The organism is Nonomuraea sp. NPDC050310, from assembly GCF_040655795.1.
Lineage (GTDB): Bacteria > Actinomycetota > Actinomycetes > Streptosporangiales > Streptosporangiaceae > Nonomuraea.
On record NZ_JBFAKP010000001.1, the window covers coordinates 1,204,732 to 1,223,052 of the forward strand.

Annotated in this window: 20 protein-coding genes; 12 read left to right on the forward strand and 8 right to left on the reverse strand. The window is 70.3% G+C overall.

The window, feature by feature from the left end; all coding sequences use genetic code 11:
* The first annotated feature begins 8 nt into the window (after positions 1–8).
* Genes AB0I67_RS05660 through AB0I67_RS05670 form a run of 3 tightly spaced genes read left to right on the forward strand, consistent with a single transcriptional unit; the run spans position 9 to position 1,398 of the window.
* Positions 9–422, forward strand: coding sequence for a roadblock/LC7 domain-containing protein (locus AB0I67_RS05660; RefSeq protein ID WP_357918395.1), 414 nt, complete (start codon positions 9–11; stop codon positions 420–422).
* Positions 423–446: 24 nt separating this feature from the next.
* On the forward strand, positions 447–842 hold the full coding sequence (locus AB0I67_RS05665; RefSeq protein ID WP_357918068.1) for a DUF742 domain-containing protein: 396 nt from the start codon (positions 447–449) through the stop codon (positions 840–842).
* A complete protein-coding gene (locus AB0I67_RS05670; RefSeq protein WP_357918070.1) occupies positions 823–1,398 on the forward strand; it encodes an ATP/GTP-binding protein in 576 nt (191 codons plus the stop codon). The genes AB0I67_RS05665 and AB0I67_RS05670 overlap by 20 nt, the downstream gene beginning before the upstream one ends.
* An 80-nt stretch (positions 1,399–1,478) precedes the next feature.
* Here the strand turns inward: AB0I67_RS05670 and AB0I67_RS05675 are convergent, their stop codons facing one another.
* Genes AB0I67_RS05675 through AB0I67_RS05690 form a run of 4 tightly spaced genes read right to left on the reverse strand, consistent with a single transcriptional unit; the run spans position 1,479 to position 4,670 of the window.
* Entirely contained in the window at positions 1,479–2,234 is a 756-nt protein-coding gene (locus AB0I67_RS05675; protein WP_357918072.1) for an ABC transporter permease subunit, read from the reverse strand.
* Complete coding sequence (locus AB0I67_RS05680) at positions 2,216–2,950, reverse strand: ABC transporter permease (protein WP_357918074.1); 735 nt, start codon at positions 2,948–2,950, stop codon at positions 2,216–2,218. The genes AB0I67_RS05675 and AB0I67_RS05680 overlap by 19 nt, the downstream gene beginning before the upstream one ends.
* Positions 2,947–3,900 carry an ABC transporter substrate-binding protein gene (locus tag AB0I67_RS05685; RefSeq protein WP_357918077.1) on the reverse strand — a complete coding sequence of 318 codons (954 nt, stop codon included), beginning with the start codon at positions 3,898–3,900 and terminating at the stop codon, positions 2,947–2,949. The genes AB0I67_RS05680 and AB0I67_RS05685 overlap by 4 nt, the downstream gene beginning before the upstream one ends.
* On the reverse strand, positions 3,897–4,670 hold the full coding sequence (locus AB0I67_RS05690) for an ABC transporter ATP-binding protein (protein WP_357918080.1): 774 nt from the start codon (positions 4,668–4,670) through the stop codon (positions 3,897–3,899). The genes AB0I67_RS05685 and AB0I67_RS05690 overlap by 4 nt, the downstream gene beginning before the upstream one ends.
* 305 nt (positions 4,671–4,975) lie before the next feature.
* On the opposite strand from AB0I67_RS05690, the gene AB0I67_RS05695 reads away from it, so the two are divergent.
* Positions 4,976–6,217 carry a flavin-dependent oxidoreductase gene (locus tag AB0I67_RS05695; protein WP_357918083.1) on the forward strand — a complete coding sequence of 414 codons (1,242 nt, stop codon included), beginning with the start codon at positions 4,976–4,978 and terminating at the stop codon, positions 6,215–6,217.
* A gap of 51 nt (positions 6,218–6,268) precedes the next feature.
* On the opposite strand, the gene AB0I67_RS05700 is transcribed toward AB0I67_RS05695, so the two are convergent.
* The 3 genes from AB0I67_RS05700 to AB0I67_RS05710 all read right to left on the reverse strand — a co-directional run bounded on the left by AB0I67_RS05700 (position 6,269) and on the right by AB0I67_RS05710 (position 9,071).
* Positions 6,269–7,255: an ABC transporter substrate-binding protein gene (locus AB0I67_RS05700; RefSeq protein WP_357918086.1), complete on the reverse strand. Its 987-nt coding sequence runs from the start codon at positions 7,253–7,255 to the stop codon at positions 6,269–6,271.
* Positions 7,256–7,491: 236 nt separating this feature from the next.
* Positions 7,492–8,283, reverse strand: a complete 792-nt coding sequence (locus AB0I67_RS05705) for an ABC transporter permease (protein ID WP_357918089.1) — start codon at positions 8,281–8,283, stop codon at positions 7,492–7,494.
* Positions 8,280–9,071 (reverse strand): ABC transporter permease, encoded by a 792-nt coding sequence (locus AB0I67_RS05710; protein ID WP_357918092.1) that lies wholly within the window; start codon positions 9,069–9,071, stop codon positions 8,280–8,282. Before AB0I67_RS05710 ends, AB0I67_RS05705 begins: the two co-directional genes overlap by 4 nt.
* Positions 9,072–9,537: 466 nt before the next feature.
* Here AB0I67_RS05710 and AB0I67_RS05715 point away from each other — a divergent pair, with 466 nt between their 5' ends.
* From AB0I67_RS05715 to ffh, 5 genes are all read left to right on the forward strand, one after another.
* Entirely contained in the window at positions 9,538–12,417 is a 2,880-nt protein-coding gene (locus tag AB0I67_RS05715; RefSeq protein ID WP_357918095.1) for a nitrate- and nitrite sensing domain-containing protein, read from the forward strand.
* Positions 12,414–12,836, forward strand: a complete 423-nt coding sequence (locus tag AB0I67_RS05720) for a roadblock/LC7 domain-containing protein (RefSeq protein ID WP_357918098.1) — start codon at positions 12,414–12,416, stop codon at positions 12,834–12,836. The genes AB0I67_RS05715 and AB0I67_RS05720 overlap by 4 nt, the downstream gene beginning before the upstream one ends.
* Positions 12,837–12,965: 129 nt before the next feature.
* A complete protein-coding gene (locus AB0I67_RS05725; protein ID WP_357918398.1) occupies positions 12,966–13,289 on the forward strand; it encodes a DUF742 domain-containing protein in 324 nt (107 codons plus the stop codon).
* Positions 13,270–13,854 carry an ATP/GTP-binding protein gene (locus tag AB0I67_RS05730; RefSeq protein WP_357918101.1) on the forward strand — a complete coding sequence of 195 codons (585 nt, stop codon included), beginning with the start codon at positions 13,270–13,272 and terminating at the stop codon, positions 13,852–13,854. Before AB0I67_RS05725 ends, AB0I67_RS05730 begins: the two co-directional genes overlap by 20 nt.
* A gap of 82 nt (positions 13,855–13,936) precedes the next feature.
* Positions 13,937–15,484 (forward strand): signal recognition particle protein, encoded by a 1,548-nt coding sequence (gene ffh, locus AB0I67_RS05735; protein ID WP_357918104.1) that lies wholly within the window; start codon positions 13,937–13,939, stop codon positions 15,482–15,484.
* A gap of 168 nt (positions 15,485–15,652) precedes the next feature.
* Here the strand turns inward: ffh and AB0I67_RS05740 are convergent, their stop codons facing one another.
* Positions 15,653–16,786, reverse strand: a complete 1,134-nt coding sequence (locus AB0I67_RS05740; protein WP_357918107.1) for a hypothetical protein — start codon at positions 16,784–16,786, stop codon at positions 15,653–15,655.
* A 257-nt stretch (positions 16,787–17,043) separates the two neighbouring features.
* Between AB0I67_RS05740 and rpsP the strand changes: the two genes are divergently transcribed.
* From rpsP to rimM, 3 genes are all read left to right on the forward strand, one after another.
* A complete protein-coding gene (gene rpsP, locus AB0I67_RS05745; RefSeq protein WP_357918110.1) occupies positions 17,044–17,487 on the forward strand; it encodes a 30S ribosomal protein S16 in 444 nt (147 codons plus the stop codon).
* Position 17,488: 1 nt separating this feature from the next.
* A complete protein-coding gene (locus tag AB0I67_RS05750) occupies positions 17,489–17,734 on the forward strand; it encodes an RNA-binding protein (protein WP_357918113.1) in 246 nt (81 codons plus the stop codon).
* A gap of 76 nt (positions 17,735–17,810) precedes the next feature.
* Positions 17,811–18,302 (forward strand): ribosome maturation factor RimM, encoded by a 492-nt coding sequence (gene rimM / locus AB0I67_RS05755; RefSeq protein ID WP_357918116.1) that lies wholly within the window; start codon positions 17,811–17,813, stop codon positions 18,300–18,302.
* The last annotated feature ends 19 nt before the right edge of the window (positions 18,303–18,321 follow it).

Sequence of the window (18,321 nt, forward strand, 5' to 3'; positions counted from 1 at the left end):
TGAGAGAACTGAGTCAGGGCGCGCGCGGCGTCAGCTGGTTGATCACTGACTTCGTGAACAACGTGCCCGGGGTGGCGCACACCGTGGTGGTCTCCGCCGACGGGTTGCCGCTGGCTTTCTCCGAGGGCTTCCCCAAGGACCGGGCCGACCAGCTCGCCGCGGTGGCCTCCGGTGTGGTCAGCCTCACCGCGGGCGCGGCCCGGGTGTTCGAGGGCGGCGCGGTCAGCCAGACCGTCATCGAGATGCAGCGCGGACTGCTGATGATCATGTCCATCAGCGACGGGTCGAGCCTGGCCGTGCTGGCCTCGGCCGACTGCGACATGGGCTTGGTGGCCTACCAGATGACCCTGCTCGTCGAGCGGGCGGGCCAGGTGCTCACCCCCGCCGTGCGGGCCGAGCTGCAGGCGGCCCGCCCCCGCTAAGGGCGGTTGCGACGGGAGAGGTTTGTGTCAGAGCAGGGTTGGACGGGTGATACCTCGCCGAACAAGCCACGCAAGGCCAACTCTCTGGTCCGGCCGTATGCCGTGACCGGAGGGCGGACCGCGCCGCGGATCAAGTTCGCTATGGAGGCGTTGGTATCGGTCCCCGCGGAATTGACAGCCGCGCACCAAGACATTTCACTTATCAGTCCGGAGTATCAAACGATCATCAACCTGGCTCGCCAGGTACGCTCGATCGCCGAGATCTCCGCTCTTTTACGACAGCCGCTCGGGGTCGTCCGAGTGCTGATCGCCGACATGGCGGCGGAGGGGCTCATCCGCGTCCACCAGCCTGCGCTGGAGTCGGGTAAGCCGGACCTCAACCTGCTCGAAAGGGTGCTCAGTGGACTTCGCAGGCTCTAGAGGCCTCTCCTCGACGAAGATCGTCGTGGCAGGCGGCTTCGGTGTCGGCAAGACGACATTCGTGGGTGCGGTTTCGGAGATCCTGCCGCTGACCACGGAAGCCGTCATGACCGACGCCTCGGCGGGGGTGGACGACCTGTCGCTCACGCCGACCAAGACCACCACCACCGTGGCGATGGACTTCGGCCGGGTCTCCCTCGACCAGGACCTGATCCTCTACCTGTTCGGCACGCCCGGGCAGCACCGGTTCTGGTTCATGTGGGACGACCTGGTGCGCGGCGCCATCGGCGCGGTGGTGCTCGTCGACACCCGGCGGCTGGCCGACAGCTTCCCGGCGATCGACTACTTCGAAGAGGCGCAGCTGCCCTTCGTGATCGGCATCAACGGCTGGGACGGGAGCTTCCCGCACCAGGCCGAGGAGGTGCGCGAGGCGCTGTCGCTGCCGCCGTACGTGCCGATCGTCTCGCTCGACGCGCGGGCCCGCGAGTCGGTCAAGCAGACGCTGATCACGCTGGTGGAGCACGCGCTCACCCGGCACATGGCCACCCCGGCCTAGTCCTTCCGGACCGGGCGGCGACCCTCAGGCTCGCCGCCCGGACCGACAGCACCCCCTGGCCGGCGCCGCTCCCGGCAACGTCAACGCTCCGCGTGCGCGCCCCGGTGCCAGGCCAGCAGCCGGGCCTCGACGAGCAGGAAGCCGCTGTTCAGCACGATGCCGAGCAGCCCGAGCAACACGATCGCCGCCCACAGGGCCGGGATGTCGATGCCTTCCGCCTCCCGCATCCGGTGGCCGATCCCCTCCGTGCTGGCGTAGAGCTCGGAGATGACCATCATGATCAGCGCCAGCGAGACGCTCAGCCGCAGCCCGGCGAAGATCTTGGGCGCCGCCGCCGGCAGGATGATCCGCCAGAGCTGCTGAGCCCGGCCCATCCGGAAGACGCGGGCGGTCTCCAGGTACTGCCGGTCCACGAACCGGGCCCCGTCCGCCGTGTTGATCAGCACCGGCCACAGCACGCCGTACACGATGGCCGCGATCTGCACCGGCGACCCGATCGGGAAGAAGAGCAGGAAGAGCGGCAGCAGCGCGGCGGGCGGCACCGAGCGCCCGAAGTGCACCAGCGGCCCGGTCAGGTCGGCCAGCGTCCGCGACCGGCCGATCGCCAGGCCGAGCGCCACCCCGGCCGCGGCGGCCACCGCCCAGCCGGCGCCCAGCCGGGCGAGGCTGGGCAGCACGTCGGCGGCGCCTTCCGGGCTCACCCACAGCGTCACGGTCTTGGCCGCGATCACCGAGGGCGGCGGGAAGTAGACCGCCTCGGCCAGCCGCGAGCCCGCCTCCCACGCGGCCAGCGCCACGACCACCAGCGCCAGCCGGATCAGCGTGTGAAGTGCCACCGGAACAGCCTCCGCTCGGCCAGGGTGAACAGCAGGTTGGCCGCCAGCCCGAGCGCACCGGCCCAGAGCGTCCCGGCGAAGACCAGGTCGGGCCGGTTGGCGGTTCCCGCCTCCAGCAGGAAGACGCCGATCCCGCCGCCGCCGGCCAGCAGTTCGACGCTGACCGCGACGATGAGCGTGACCGAGGCGGCGATGCGGACCGCGGTGGCGATGAAGGGCGCGGTGCTCGGCAACGACACCCGCGCCAGCACCGCCAGCGGCCCGAAGCCGAAGGCGCGCAACGTCTCCTTGGCCAGCGGGTCCACGTCGCCCAGGCCGTACATGGTGTTGATGAGCAGCGGCCACGAGCAGGTGTAGACGATCAGCGCCGTCTTGGCGTCGTGGCTGTCGGTCCAGACGAACATGGCCAGCGGGATCAGCGCCAGCGACGGGATCGGCCGCAGGAACTCCACCAGCGGCCGCATCGACCGCTCGATCAGCGGCACGCTCCCCAGCAGCAACCCCAGAGGTACGGCCAGCATGATCGCGATGGCCAGGCCGGCTCCGCACGCCAGGAGGGTGGCGCCGGCGTGCGCCAGGAAGGCCGGATCGACCGCCAGCCCGGCCGCCGCCGCCAGGACGGCCGAGGCCCGCGGCAGGAAGGACGGTCCGAAGAGCTCGGCGGCGAGCAGGACCGCCGCCACGCCCGCCGCACCCAGCGCGACCTTCCTGATCATCCGATCTTGGCGGGGACGAGCTCCGCCACGTCCACCTTCCTGCCGATGTAGCCGTAGCCCTGCAGCAGGTCGGCCAGCTTCTGGAAGGCGGCCTTGTCGACCTCCATCGAGAAGGTCCCGAGCTTCATCTTGGCCGCCACGTCCGCCGGGATCTTGGTGTAGGTCGGGATGACCTCGTTGATCGCCGCCCGGTCGTCGCTCGCCAGCTTCTGGGCCTTGGCGAGCGCGCGGTGGAAGGCGGCGGCGGTCTTGGGGTTGTCGCTCAGCCACTTCTCCGAGACGCCCCAGGCGTCGATCGGGATGCCCGCGGTCGGCCCGCTGGTGGTGTCGATGAGCTCGACCGCGCCCTGCGCCTTGGCCGCCGACAGGAACGGCTCGACCAGCCACGCGGCGTCGACGCTCTTGCTCGCCAGCGCGGGGAGCTGCTGGTCGAAGGGGACGGCGGTGAACTTCACGTCGGCCGGGGTGAGCCCGGCCTGCTGCAGATGGGCGTTGGTGACCGTCTGGCCGAGCGCCTGGAGCACGTTGACCGCGACGGTCTTGCCCTTCAGGTCGGCGACCGCCTTGACCGGGGAGTCCGCGGGCACGACCACGCTGGCGATGCCGGGCGCGCCCGCCTGGACGTGCTGGAAGAGCTTGAGCTTGGCCGTGCCCTTCTCGTGGATGGCCAGCAGGGAGACGTAGCTGGTCAGGAAGGCGTCCATGCTGCCGTTGAGGATCTTCGGCAGGACCGCCTGCGGAGCCTGGATGATCTCCGTCTTGACGGTCAGGCCCTCCTCCTTGAAGAAGCCCTTCTTCTCGGCGATGAAGAGCGAGGCCGAGGAGGGGACCGGCACCACGCCGACGGTCAGGGTGGTCTTCTCCAGCCCGCCGGTCGAACCCGAGTCGCCCCCGCCGCCACAGGCGGCGAGGGCGAGGGCTAAGGCGGCTACGGCGGCCAGACGTCTCATGCGGGGGTCCTTTCGACGCCGCGCACCAGCCGGCCCACCTCCGCGCGCAGGTGGACGAAGTCGGGGTGCTCGCGGGTGCTGATCTGGTCACGAGGTCCGGGCAGGTCGACCTTGAGGTCGCCGACCACGTGCGCGGGAGCCTTGGACAGGATGACGACGCGGTCGCCGACGTAGACGCTCTCGTCAATGTCGTGGGTGATCAGCACGATCGTCATCCGGTGGTGCCCGCGCACCTGCAGGACCAGGTCCTCCAGATCCTCGCGGGTCTGGGCGTCCACCGAGCCGAAGGGCTCGTCCATGAGCATCAGCGACGGGCGGTAGGCCAGGGCGCGGGCGATGGCCACGCGCTGCTGCATGCCGCCGGACAACTGGAACGGGTACTTCTTGCCCGCCCCGGACAGGCCCACCGACTCCAGCGCCTCCTGGGCGGCCTCCTTGCGCTTGGCCTTGTCCAGGCCGCGCCGGCGCAGCGGGAGCGCGACGTTGTCGGCGACCGACATCCAGGGGAAGAGCGAGCGGCTGTAGTCCTGGAAGACCACGGCCAGGTTGTCGGGGGTCTGGCGGACGAGCTCCCCGCTCACGCGGATCTCACCGCCGGTCGGGGTGATGAGGCCGGCGATGGAGCGCAGGAGGGTGGACTTCCCGCAGCCCGACGGGCCGACGATGGACAGCAGTTCGCCCTCGGCGACGTGGAGCGACAGGCCGTCGATCGCGTGGTGCGCGGTGGGGCCGCTGCCGTAGGTGTGCGTGAGGTTCGATATCTCGAGCAAAACCGGGATCCTTGCGGGGGGAGGAGCGGCGGAACATCGGGACTCTATCCGAGTGCGTCTTGGCCGGTCACTCATCGAGTCAAGATAATTGACCATTAAGCGGCGTTTATGTCTATTTCTCCGGTTTTATGGCTTTAAGAGAAGCGGGTGTGCCTGAAGCCCGGCTTCCCCGCGGAGCCTTCTGAGATGATCGGCGCGGCTCCCCGCGCGGTGCGCATGAAGGCTGACATTTGCGGCCTCGGCGCTATTTGCCGGGGTTCGGACGACTATGATCATTTGGTGGTTACGGCGGGGAAGGAGCACTCGTGCGGGCTTTGATCATCGGTGGCGGGATCGGCGGGCTCACCACCGCGCTCAGCCTCCACGCGGCGGGCATCGACTGCCGGATCGTGGAGTCGGCCGCCCAGCTCAAGCCCCTGGGCGTCGGCATCAACCTGCAGCCGCACGCGGTGCGGGAGCTGACCGAGCTCGGCCTGGGCGACGCGCTGGAGCGCACCGGCGTGCGGACCAGCTTCATGACCTTCACCGACCGCTTCGGCGGGGTGATCATCGCGTTGCCGCGCGGCCTGTCGGCCGGCTACCGCTGGCCGCAGTACTCCATCCACCGCGGCGAGCTCCAGATGCTCCTGCTGGAGGCGGTGCGCGAGCGGCTCGGCGCCGACGCGGTCGTCACCGGCACCACGTTCGAGGACTTCGTCCAGGACGAGGACGGCGTCACCGCGCGGCTGTCCACCGGCGAGGAGCGCGCCGACGTGCTCGTCGGCGCCGACGGCATCCACTCCGCGGTGCGCGCCCGGCTCCACCCGCACGGCGACCACCTGCAGTGGTGCGGCGTGCAGATGTGGCGCGGCGTGGCCGAGGGCGAGCCGTTCATGGACGACGCGACCGTGCTGGTCGCCGGCTCCAACGCGGTCGCCAAGTTCGTGGCCTACCCGGTCTCGGCGCGGGCCCGCGAGCGCGGCCGGGCGCTGATCAACTGGGTGGCCGAGGTCAAGGTGGCCGAGCCTGGCGTGGTGGAGCTGGCCGACTGGACCGGCCAGGGCCGCCTGGAGGAGGTGCTCACGCACTTCGCCGACTGGAAGCACGCCCTGCTCGACATCCCGGGCGTCATCGCCGCGACCGAGCGCATCCTGGCCTACCCCATGGTCGACCGCGACCCGCTGGACAGCTGGGGGAGCGGGCGGGTCACGCTGCTGGGCGACGCCGCGCACCCGGTCTACCCGATCGGGTCCAACGGCGGCTCGCAGGCGGTGCTCGACGCGCGGGTGCTGGCTCGCTGCCTGGCCACCGCCGGCCGCCCGGAGGACGGGCTGGCCGCCTACGAGCTGGAGCGCCGCGAGGCGACCAACGCGCTGGTCCGCGCGCACCGCGAACTGCCGATGGAGAGCACCTTGCGGCTGGTCGCCGAGCGCGCGCCGCAGGGGTTCGGCGACATCGCCGACGTGCTGACCGCCGCGGAACTGGCCGAGACGGCGGAGGCCCAGCGGAGGCTCACCGACATGGATGTCGAGGAGCTCAACCGCCGGGCCTCGTGGAGCGTGGCCTGACCCTCACCGGGGGCCGGGCCCGCTCGGGAGCGGGCTCGATTCCGGTGCGGGTCAGGAAGCAGCCGGGGAGTGCACCAGGGGCGCCACGTCGAACTTCGCCTTGAGGTAGCCGAACTTCAGCATCAGGTCCGCCACCCGCTGGAGCCGGGTCGGGTTCACCGAGGTGGAGTAGCCGCCGAGCTGCATCAGGTCGGCCGTGGCCTGGTCGATCTTGGTGTACTTCGGCAGCGCCGCGTCCACCTCGTCGGAGTTGCTGATCGCCAGCTCGATGGCCTTGGTGAGGCCGCGCTGGAAGGCCGCGACGGTCTTCGGGTTCTTGCTCGCGAACTCCTCGGTCACCAGGTAGCCGGCGATCGGGAAGTCGGCGGTCGGGCCCTGCATCAGGTCGGTGATGGTCTTGGCGCCGTTCTTGCTGGCGGCCAGCTCGTGGAAGGGCTCGGGGAGGAAGGCCGCGTCGATCTGGCCCTGCTCCAGCATGCCGGGCATCTCGGGGAAGGGGTGCTCCACGAACTGCACGTCCTCCGGCTTGAGGCCGGCGACCTCGAGCTGGGCGCTCACGGTCAGCGTCGCCACGTTGTTCAGCGTGTTGACGGCGATCTTCTTGCCCTTGAGGTCGGCCATCGAGGTGACCGGGGAGTCCTTCTTGGCCATCAGCAGGAAGTTGTTCGGCTTGGCCACGTAGGCCTCGGCGATCACCTTCAGCTTGGCGACGTTCTCGGCGGAGGCCTTCAGCGCGGAGACGTAGTTGGAGTGCAGCACGTCGAGCTTGCCGGAGGCCAGCTCGCCCATGGCCGCCGCGCCACCCTGGATGGTCTGGACCTTGACGTTCAGGCCCTCGGCCTTGAAGAAGCCCTTGTCGATGGCGATCTGGACCGGCGCGACCTCGGGCAGCGGCAGCATGCCGACGGTGAGGTCGGTCTTCTCCAGACCGCCCGTCCCCGAGCTGGTGGTGCTGCCGCCGCCACCGCAGGCGGTGGCGGCGAGGGCGAGTGAGACGACTAGTGCGGAAATGCTTATGCGACGCCGGAGACCGGACATGGACTCTCCCGGGGGGAAGCGCGTGCCGAAATACACGCCCAAGCTGTGATCTTGCGGTCGATGAGCTTAGCGCAAGGCGATGGATTGACCTATATTGCCGGATTCCTCCTGTTACCCCTTGGCCTTGCTTGTAAGGAAATGTCCGGATTCTTGGGCCCCCAGAAAACGCCCATGAATCCGGACATTCGGTAATAAAAACTGTGTATTTGGAATATGTCGTCTGATTGTGGGATGGATCAGACGGTCTGCCGCGCGAACCGGTGCCAGGCCAGCAAACGCCTCTCCACCAGCAAGAACAGCCCGTTCAGCAGCAGTCCGAGGACGCCGAGGAGGATGACCAGCCCCCACACGCTCGCGAGGTCGAAGTTGCGCTGAGCCGTCAGCAACTGGAAGCCGATCCCGTCGGTGGCGCCCACCAGCTCCGAGATGACCATGAGGATCAGCGCCAGCGACAGGCTCACCCGCAGCCCGGCGAAGATCTTCGGCGCCGCGGCCGGGAGGATCACCTTGGTCAGCCGCTGCCGCCCGCTCAGCCCGAAGGCCCGGGCCGACTCCAGGTAGAGCGCGTCCACGTTGCGCGCCCCGTCGATGGTGTTGAACAGCACCGGCCAGACGATGCCGAAGGCGATCACCGCGATCTGCATCCGCGGCCCGCTGCCGAACAGGGCGAGGAAGACCATCAGCAGCGCGGGCGGCGGCAGCGCCCGGCCGAACTGGATGACCGGGTCGAGGAAGCGCAACGCCACGGCGGTACGGCCGAGCAGCAGCCCGAGCCCGATGCCGATGACGCCGGCCAGCACCCAGCCGGCCAGCAGCCGCCCGATGCTGGGCGGGAAGTGGCCCAGCGCCGCCTCCGACAGCCAGAGCTGCCCGGCCGGGCCGGAGAACCACATTTCCACGGCCTTCGCCGCGATGGCCGACGGCGGCGGGTAGAAGGTGCTCTCGCCCGCCCGGGCGAGCAGCTCCCAGCCGCCCAGGATGGCCGCGAACACCGCGATCCGCGTCAGCGTGAGGGTGAACCGGTTCATCGGGCGCCTCCGGTCTTGGCCGTGTGCCAGCGGAACATCCGCCGTTCCGCGCCCACGAACGCGGCGTTGGTCAGCAGGCCCAGCACGCCCGCCCACAGCACCGCGGCGACGGTGAGCAGCACGCCCTCGGGGCTGCTGCCGGCCTCCAGGATGAAGGTGCCGATCCCGGATTCCTGGCTGCTGATCAGCTCCGCGCTGATCGCGACGATGAGGCCGAAGCCGGCGGCGATGCGGATCCCGGTGGCGATGAACGGCGCGGCGCTGGGCAGCGACACCCGGGCGAGCACGGCCGACCGGCCGAAGCCGAAGGTGCGCAGCGTCTCCTTGGCCAGCGGGTCCACGTCCTTCACCCCGTAGATCGTGTTGATCAGGATCGGCCAGGTGGACGCGTAGGCGATGACCCCGATCTTCATCTGCAGGTTGTCCGGGAACAGGAAGACGGCCAGCGGGATGATCGCGATCGACGGGATCGGCCGCAGGAACTCGATCACCGGCCGCGCCACCGCCTCCAGTGCCGGCACGCTGCCCAGGACCAGCCCGGCCGGTACGGCCAGCAGTACGGTCAGCGCCAGCCCGGCGGCCCAGGCGCCGAAGGTGCCCGCGATGTCGCCCAGGAACGCCGGGTCGGCGATGAGCGTGATCGCCTCGGCGATGATCGTCGAGGCCAGCGGGAACAGATCCGTGGAGATCAGACCGGTGCGCCCGGCCAGTTCGGCGAGGAGCGTGACGCCCACGACGCCGAGCACGCCGCACACCACTTTGTTTTCGGTCCAGCTCGGTGCCCTCATGGGAACTGTCCTATCCGCATGGGTCTCCTCGTGTTTAGCGCCCAAGGCCGAGGGCAATAATGTGTGTCCTCAAATTCGCGCAGCCGAGGGCTGAAGCGGTGACTCGCGCCAGAGTAGCGGAGCAGAACGGACTAATCACCCGGAACTATGGCCACTCCTGCGGTCAAAAACCATCATCTGTCCGCTTATGTCCGAATCACTCCTTGACCCTGTGTCATATGTCCGAAATGGGTAGGGTCTGGCGGGGTATGGGGTGAATGCTCTGTCTGGGCCATTGGCCGAAGTAATCCGGATGTGCTCAAATAATCATTCGCCACGTGGATACTCATGAGTCACAGCGAGAACTGCGCTGCGAGATCACGTGCTTCAGTCCATCCGAGAGAGGTTGCGGACGTCATTGAGGACTGCATCTTCACGCGGCAGTCGGGATGTCGGGCCCGACGCCGCCGTCGACCCTGAGGCCCCAGTGGCGAACTCGGCCCCTTCGCCGGCCCCCGCCCGCGCCGCCGCCCGGTCCAAGGGCGGCATCTTCGCGCTGCGCAACTGGCGCGTCCGCTCCAAGCTCGTCGTCCTGGTCGTCCTGCCGACGGCCGCCGCCCTCATCCTCGGCGGCGTCAGCGTCGCCTCCTCGGTGAGCAGCGCGATCCAGTACCAGCGCGTCAGCGACACCGCGGAACTGGCCGGGAAGCTGGCCACCTTCGCCGACCAGCTCCAGCTCGAACGCGACCTCACCGCCTGGTGGGTGGCCGAGGGGCGCCAGCAGGGCGCGGTCGAGAAGATGCAGACGCAGCAAGGCGTGGTGGACAAGACCAAGAGCGAGCTCGGACCGATCGTCCAGCGGGCCTCCGACTCCGACTACGTGGACGCCGCCGACATCCGCCAGGTGCGCAACCGCATGGACGAGCTCGCCGTCGCCCGCAAGGCGGCCGCCGAGTCGCTCTTCGACACCGGCACCGTCATCAACCTGTACGAGCAGATCATCCGCGACCTGCTCGCCATCCACGAGCAGGTCTCCCAGGGTGCGGTCGACACCGAGCTGTCGCACAGCGTGGCCACCTTCGGCGCCCTGTCCCGGGCCAAGGCGCAGATGTCGCGCGAGCGCGCCCTCCTGCTGGCGGGCCTGGCGGCCGGCCGCTTCACCGAGGCGCAGCGCTCCGACTTCGTCACCGCCCGCTCCCAGCGCGACTCCGAGCTGAACACCTTCCGCAGCGAGGCGCCCCTGGCGCTCCGCAACACCTACGACGACACGGTCAGCGGCCAGAAGATCGACCAGGCGGAGTTCATGCGCGCCCGCGCGCTGTTCCTGACCGGGCGCAACCGCCTCCTGGCCGACCGCCTGCTCGGCGGGCAGCAGGCCGAGGAGCAGTGGTTCGAGGCCGCCTCCACCACCGTCGACCGGATGCGCAAGGTCGAGATCCAGATCGCCGACTCGATCATGTTGCGCAGCCGTACGCTGAAGGAGTCGGAGCAGCGCAGCGCCATCGTGGTCGCCGCGCTCATCCTGGCCCTGCTGGTCGCGGTCCTGATCGTCACCGCGGTGATGGCCCGCTCGCTGGTCCGCCCGCTGCGCACGCTGCGCGGCGAAGCCCTGGAGATCGCCGGCCAGCGGCTTCCGGAGACCGTCCGCCGGCTGCGCGAGTCCGGTGACCTGGCCGCCGCCCAGGTCGACCCGATCGGCGTCGTCTCCGAGGACGAGGTCGGTGAAGTCGCCCGGGCCTTCGACGAGGTCCACCGCGAGGCGGTACGGCTGGCCGGCGAGGAAGCCCGCCTGCGCGCCAACGTCAACGCGATGTTCGTCAACCTCTCGCGCCGCTCCCAGACCCTGGTCGAGCGGCAGATCACCCTGATCGACAGCCTGGAGCAGGGCGAGCAGGACGAGCAGCGGCTCGGCAACCTGTTCAAGCTCGACCACCTGGCCACCCGCATGCGGCGCAACTCCGAGAACCTCCTGGTCCTCGCCGGCCAGGACCCGCCGCGCCGCTGGAGCCAGCCGGTCAAGCTGGTCGACGTGGCCCGCGCCTCGCTGTCGGAGGTCGAGAACTACGAGCGGGTCGCGCTGCAGGTGCCGGACGGCGCCTCCGTCGCCGGCCAGGCCGTCAACGACATCATCCACCTGCTGGCCGAGCTGGTGGAGAACGCGCTGTCGTTCTCCCCGCGCGAGACCCGGGTGGTCGTCTCCGCCAGCCGCATCGACGGCGGCGCGATCATGCTGTCGATCACCGACAACGGCATCGGCATGACGCAGGAGGAGCTGGCCCACGCCAACGAGCGCCTGGAGAACAGCCCGACGGTCGACGTCTCCGTCTCCCGCCGCATGGGCCTGTTCGTGGTCGCGAGGCTGGCCCACCGGCACGGCGTCCGCGTCCAGCTCCGCCCGCACGGCGCCGGCGGCCTGACCGCCATGGTGCTGCTGCCCGAGTCCCTGCTCGGCGCGCAGCCCGGCCTGACCGGTGCGGCCCCCGGCATGCCCGGCGCGGTCCCCGGCCCGGCGCACAGCTCCGACCCGTTCGCCTCGGCCTCCCCGGCCCTGGCCGCGCCGTCGATGCACGCCCCGATCATCCCCGAGCAGATGCCCGGCTCCTGGCCCGCGACGCCGCAGTACGGCGAGCCGCCGGCACGGGAACCGCAGTTCGGCGGCCCGGGCTTCGGCGGCGAGCAGCGCTGGCCCTCCGACCCCGGCCCCTCGTGGCCGGCCGACTCGCCCGCCTCGGCCTTCCCCTCCGCGGGATCCGGCTTCGGCACCGGCGGCTTCACCAGCGACAGCGCCTTCTCCACTGGCGGCACCTTCGACACCGCCGACCCGTGGCTGGCCTCGCGTGGCTGGAACGCCCCGCCCGCGCCGCCGGAGGAGCCGCCGAGCTGGACCTTCCCGCCCGAGCGGACCCCGGAGCGCAAGTCCTTCGACTTCCCGGAGACCGAGTCGGCGGCCACCGGCCCGATCCCGGTGGTCAAGCCGCCGAGCGCCGGCGACGAGTTCCTGCCGATCTTCGCCTCGGTGGAGTCGGCCTGGTTCGAGCAGGGCGGCACCAGCTCCTGGGGCACCACCAAGGCCGACGCCGGCTGGAACGCCGCGGCCGCCGCCCGTGAGCCGGTGAACGACGGCTCGACCTCGGCGGGCCTGCCCAAGCGGGTCCCCAAGGCCAACCTGGTGCCCGGCTCGGCCGATGCCGCCGCGAAGGCCGCCGCACCGGCGCCCCCGCCGGCCCCGGCGCTGCCGCCCGAGCGGGTGCGCAGCCGGTTGTCGAGCTTCCAGCAGGGCTTCCGCGCCGCGCGCGCGGATCTCAGCGAGGGCCGGGCGCAACCCCCCGGCTCCCGGAACGTTGATAGCAGGGAGGAGGACGAATGAACGATCTGAGCCGCGGGGCTCGCGGAGTCGACTGGTTGATCACCGACTTCGTCTCGACAGTGCCTGGCGTCGCGCACGCCGTGGTCGTCTCGTCCGACGGCCTGCCCCTCGCGGCCTCGTCCGGCTTCCCGCCGGACCGGGCCGACCAGCTCGCCGCCATCGCCTCCGGACTGATCAGCCTGACACAGGGGGCGGCGCGGGTCTTCGAGGGCGGCGCGGTCAACCAGACGATCGTCGAGATGCAGCGCGGGCTCATGCTGATCATGGCGATCAGCGACGGGTCCTGCCTGGCGGTGCTGGCCGCGCCCGACTGCGACATGGGCCTGGTGGCCTACCAGATGACCGTCCTCGTCGAGCGGGCCGGCCAGGTGCTGACGCCTGCCGTACGCGCTGAACTGCGCGCCAGCCAGACCAGGTGATGACGTGAGACAGACGCGTGGTGCCTTCCAGGCGGAACGGGGTTTAGTCCGGTGAGCGATCCACGATGGAACAGCGGCGGGTGGGAACCGGTTCCCCAGCCCCCGCCTCCCTCCGATCCGGCCTCCCCGGTGCGCCCGTACGCGGTGACCGGCGGCCGGACGGCTCCGCGCATGAAGCTGGCCATGGAGGCCCTGGTCTCCTCGGCGACCGCGGAACAGCGCGAGCTGAGTTACATGACGCCGGAGTACCAGGCGATCAGCCAGTTGTGCCGGCAGATCAGATCGGTCGCCGAGGTCTCCGCGCTGATGCGGATGCCGCTCGGGGTGGTCAGGGTGCTGATCGCCGACATGGCGGCCGAGGGTCTGGTCCGCGTCCACCAGCCGCAGCTGGACGAGGGAAGGCCAGACGTCAACCTGCTCGAAAGGGTGCTCAGTGGACTTCGCAGGCTCTAGCACCGGCCTCACCTCCACGAAGATCGTGGTGGCCGGTGGGTTCGGCGTGGGGAAGACGACCTTCGTCGGAGCGGTGTCGGAGATCATGCCGCTGACGACCGAGGCGGTCATGACCGACGCCTCGGTCGGGGTGGACGACCTGGGCATGACGCCGCTGAAGTCCACGACCACGGTGGCCATGGACTTCGGGCGGGTCTCGCTGGACCGGGATCTGATCCTGTACCTGTTCGGGACGCCCGGTCAGCACCGGTTCTGGTTCATGTGGGACGACCTGGTGCGGGGGGCGATCGGCGCGGTGGTGCTGGTCGACACCCGGCGGCTGGCCGACAGCTTCCCGGCCATCGACTACTTCGAAGAGGCCAAACTGCCTTTCGTGGTGGGAGTCAACGGCTGGGACGGCTCGTTCTCGCACGGCGAGGCCGAGGTGCGCGAGGCGCTCACCCTCTCACCTGGGATCCCTATCGTCCGGCTGGACGCCAGGTCCAAGGACTCGGTCAAATCGGCATTGATCACGCTCGTGGAGCATGCGCTCAGCCAGCGCATGGCGGTGCCCGGTTGGGGATAGGCTGGGAAACCACGCCTGAACGCGGGCGCGCGCCCCGGGTGCGCGCCCGTGCCGTAAAGATCTCCGAGGACTGGTCAACCACGTGTTCGAGACGCTTTCCGACCGCCTGACATCGGTCTTCTCCTCCCTCCGTGCCAAGGGACGCCTCTCCGAGGCCGACATCGACGCGACCACCCGCGAGATCCGCATCGCCCTGCTCGAGGCCGATGTGGCGCTTCCCGTGGTCAGGGCCTTCGTCGCGCAGGTCAAGGAGCGCGCCCGCGGCGCCGAGGTCTCCCAGGCGCTCAACCCCGCCCAGCAGGTCGTGAAGATCGTCAATGACGAGCTCATCGCGATCCTCGGCGGCGAGACCCGCCGGCTGCGCTACGCCAAGACCCCGCCCACGGTCATCATGCTCGCCGGCCTCCAGGGCGCGGGCAAGACGACCCTGGCCGGCAAGCTGGCCAAGTGGCTGCGCGACCAGGGCCACGTGCCCATGCTGGTCGCCGCCGACCTCCAGCGCCCCAACGCGGTCCAGCAGCTCCAGGTCATGGGCGAGCGGGCCGGCGTCCCGGTCTACGCCCCCTTCGCCGGCAACGGCGTCGGCGACCCGGTCCAGGCCGCCCGCGACTCCATCGAGCACGCCCGGCGCCAGCAGCACGACGTGGTCGTCATCGACACCGCCGGCCGCCTCGGCATCGACTCCGAGCTGATGAAGCAGGCCGCCGACATCCGCGACGCGGTCCGGCCCGACGAGGTGCTCTTCGTCGTCGACGCCATGATCGGCCAGGACGCGGTCACCACCGCCCAGGCGTTCATGGAGGGCGTCGGCTTCGACGGCGTCGTCCTCACCAAGCTCGACGGCGACGCCCGCGGCGGCGCGGCCCTGTCGGTCCGGCACATCACCGGCAAGCCGATCATGTTCGCCTCCACCGGCGAGAAGCTGGAAGACTTCGACGCCTTCCACCCCGACCGGATGGCCTCCCGCATCCTCGACATGGGTGACATCCTCACCCTGATCGAGCAGGCCCAGAAGACCTTCGACGAGGAGCAGACCGCCAAGATGGCGGGCAAGCTCACCTCGGGCGAGGACTTCACGCTCGACGACTTCCTCGAGCAGATGATGATGGTCCGCAAGATGGGGCCGATCAAGAACCTGCTCGGCATGATGCCCGGCATGGGGCAGATGCGCGACCAGCTCAACTCCATCGACGAGCGCGACCTTGACCGCATCCAGGCGATCATCCGCTCGATGACGCCGGCCGAGCGCGGCGACCCCAAGATGATCAACGGCTCCCGCCGGGCGCGCATCGCCAAGGGCTCGGGCGTCGAGGTCTCGGCGGTCAACAACCTCGTCACGCGCTTCTTCGAGGCCCAGAAGATGATGAAGCGCATGGCCAGCGGCGTCGGCATCCCGGGCATGCCCGGCGGCCGGGGCAAGGCGGCCAAGCAGGCCAAGAAGAGCAAGGGCCGGCGGGTCAGCGGCGACCCGCGCAAGGCCGCGCTCGGCAAGGCCAAGGACGCCGAGACGCCGCCCGCGGCCGACAAGCCCAAGGGCGGGGCGCTGGGCAACCTGCGGTTGCCGCCGGGCATGCAGTTGCCGCCCGGCTTCGACCCGTCCAAGCTCAACCTGCCGCCGGAGCAGAAGTGAAGAACCCGCGCCGGGCACAGTTGATCATCGCCGTTCTCGTGCTGGCGATCGCGGTGCTCTACGCGTTGCAGGCGCTGGGGGTCATCCCGCGCGCCTGACCTTGATGACGATGAAAGCCGGTGCTCCTTCGGGAGCACCGGCTTTCATCGTTTCTCAGTTGTCGGTTCTTTATTCGGTACGGCGGCGCCGGCTCGCGTAGCGGATGGCGAGTCCCGCGCCGATGGCGGCGACGGCGAGCGCCGGGTAGACCAGCGGCAGGCCGGTCATGGGCAGGTCGTCCGAGCCCGGGCCGCGTCCGCCGCCCCCGTGGTCATGCGGGCGGTGGGGGCGCGGCCGGTCCGAGGTCGGAGTCGTGGCCGTCGGGGTCGTGGGCGTCGGCCCGGGCGTGGTGGGCGTCGGGCCCGGTGTCGTGGGCGTCGGTCCGGGTGTCGTGGGCGTCGGGCCCGGGGTGGTGTAGGTCGGGGTCGGGGTGGTGGGTGTCGGCCCGGGCGTGGTGGGCGTCGGGCCCGGAGTGGTGTAGGTCGGGGTCGGCGTGGTCGGCGTCGGCTTCGGCTTCGGCTTGCAGAAGGCGCAGGTCCTGGCGAGGACGACGGAGGCCAGCGGCCCCGAGTACTTCCGGCCGCCCTCGTCCTTGATCACGCCGGTGAAGGTGATCTCGATCCAGGCCTCGGCAGGAAGCGCGCCCGGCGGGGTCTCGTGGTCGGTCCTCCGGGCGGTGATCTTCGCGCTGTCGATGTTCGGGAACCCGAGCTGCGCGCCGGTCACGGTTCCGGACACCGTCTGGCCGTTCTCGATGGCGGTGCCCCCGGCGGGCGCGTCGCCCAGGATCCTGATCGTGCCCGGCGCGGACTGCACCGCCGCGAAGCCCTTGGCCTGCTCGGTGCACCGCGCGTAGTTGTTGACGTTGCCGGTGGACAGCAGCGGCACGGTGGCCGACGGGCTGAGCGCGAAGCGGTTGACGACCAGGTCGGCGCGGCCTTCCCAGGCGTCGGGCGCGTCCACGCCGCTGGCGTACAGGGTGCCGTTGGCCAGCGACATGAACCGGCTCATGCCGTCCGGGTCCGGCCAGGTGGGATGGACGGCGGTGTCGGTGCCGGGCGTGTTCTCGACGGCGACCGTACCCCAGATGCCGGAGTAGGCCGGCTGGCCGAGCAGGTCTACGGGCGGCAGGTAGAGCTGCACGCCCGAGGCTTTGCCGTATTCGCCGGTGGAGGCGCCGGCCGCGGACAGCAGCAGTGCGCCGGCCGTGAGCGTGGCCGCTGCCGCGGTCAGCAGCGCGCGAGTCTTCGTGGTGGTCGTCACGCGTGCTATTGCCCCGCAACCTCCCCCCGGTGCGGGCGGGGGACACGCACGGCTTACCGAGGTTTTGCGGCTCGCCTGCCGTACCTGGTCGAAGGCAGTGCCCGCGGTCTGGCACAATGACATGTTGGAACATCGTGGCCAGGTGGGTGCCCTCTCATCTCCTGCCGGTCGCGCCTGTCCCTTCGAGCGGCTTCCCATCGTGCCCCACTCGGTGCGACGTCGTTCACCCACGCTCTGAAGCAGGAGAGACCACACCCGTGGCAGTCAAGATCAAGCTCAAGCGGCTCGGCATGATCCGCAACCCGCAGTACCGCATCATCGTCGCCGACAGCCGCACCAAGCGTGACGGCCGGGCGATCGAGGAGATCGGCCTGTACCACCCGAAGGAGAACCCCTCCTTCATCCAGATCGACGCTGAGCGCGCCGCTTACTGGCTGGGTGTCGGCGCGCAGCCGACCGAGCCCGTGCTGAAGCTGCTCAAGCTCACCGGCGACTGGCAGAAGTTCAAGGGCGAGGCGGCTCCGGCGCCGCTGCTGGTCGCCGAGCCGAAGGCCGACCGGCACGCCGTGTACGAGGCCGCGGCCAAGGAGGCCATGTCCGGTGGCGACACCGGCACCGCCGCCACCACGCCGAAGAAGGCCAAGAAGAAGGAGGAGGCCCCCGCCGAGGAGGCCGCCACCGAGACTCCGGCCGAGGCCTGACATGCTCGAGGAGGCACTCGAGCACCTCGTGAAGGGCATCGTCGAACATCCTGACGATGTCCGGGTCCGCGCCCGCCGCATCCGCAGCGGGAGCGTGCTCGAGGTCCGGGTGCATCCCGACGACCTCGGCAAGGTCATCGGCCGCAACGGTCGCACCGCCAAGGCGCTGCGCACCGTGGTCAACGCCCTGGCCGGCGGGAAGCGAGTGCAGGTCGACTTGCGCGATCTGTACGAAGTGGCCCGCTAGCGAAAGTTCGTAGCGAACGCGCCCTCATCGGTTCACCGGTGGGGGTGTGGTCGTTTCTGGAAGGGAAGTCCCCAAGGTGAAGCTGGCCGTCGGCCGCATCGGCCGTCCGCACGGAGTGCGCGGCGAGATGACCGTCGAGGTGCGCACCGACGATCCCGAGGAGCGGTTCCGCCCCGGCACCGTCTTCGCCACCGACGCCGGAACGGTCGTGGTCGAGGCCGCCCGGTGGCACAAGGGCGTGCTCCTGCTCTCGGTGGAGGGCGTGCGCAGCCGCGAGGCCGCCGAGGAACTGCGCGACACGATGCTGCTCATCGACTCCGAGGACGTGGCGCCCACCGGCGACCCCGACGAGTTCCACGACCACCAGCTCATCGGCCTGGCCGTGGTCACGGTCTCCGGCGAGCCGGTCGGCGAGGTCACCGACGTGCTGCACCACGGCCAGGACCTCCTGGTCGTCCGGCGCGGCGGCGGCGAGGACGCCTACATCCCCTTCGTCAAGGCACTGGTCCCCGAGGTGGACGTCGAGGGCGGCCGGCTCGTGGTGGACCCGCCCGAGGGCCTGCTGTGAGCGGCTCCGCCGGAAGGTC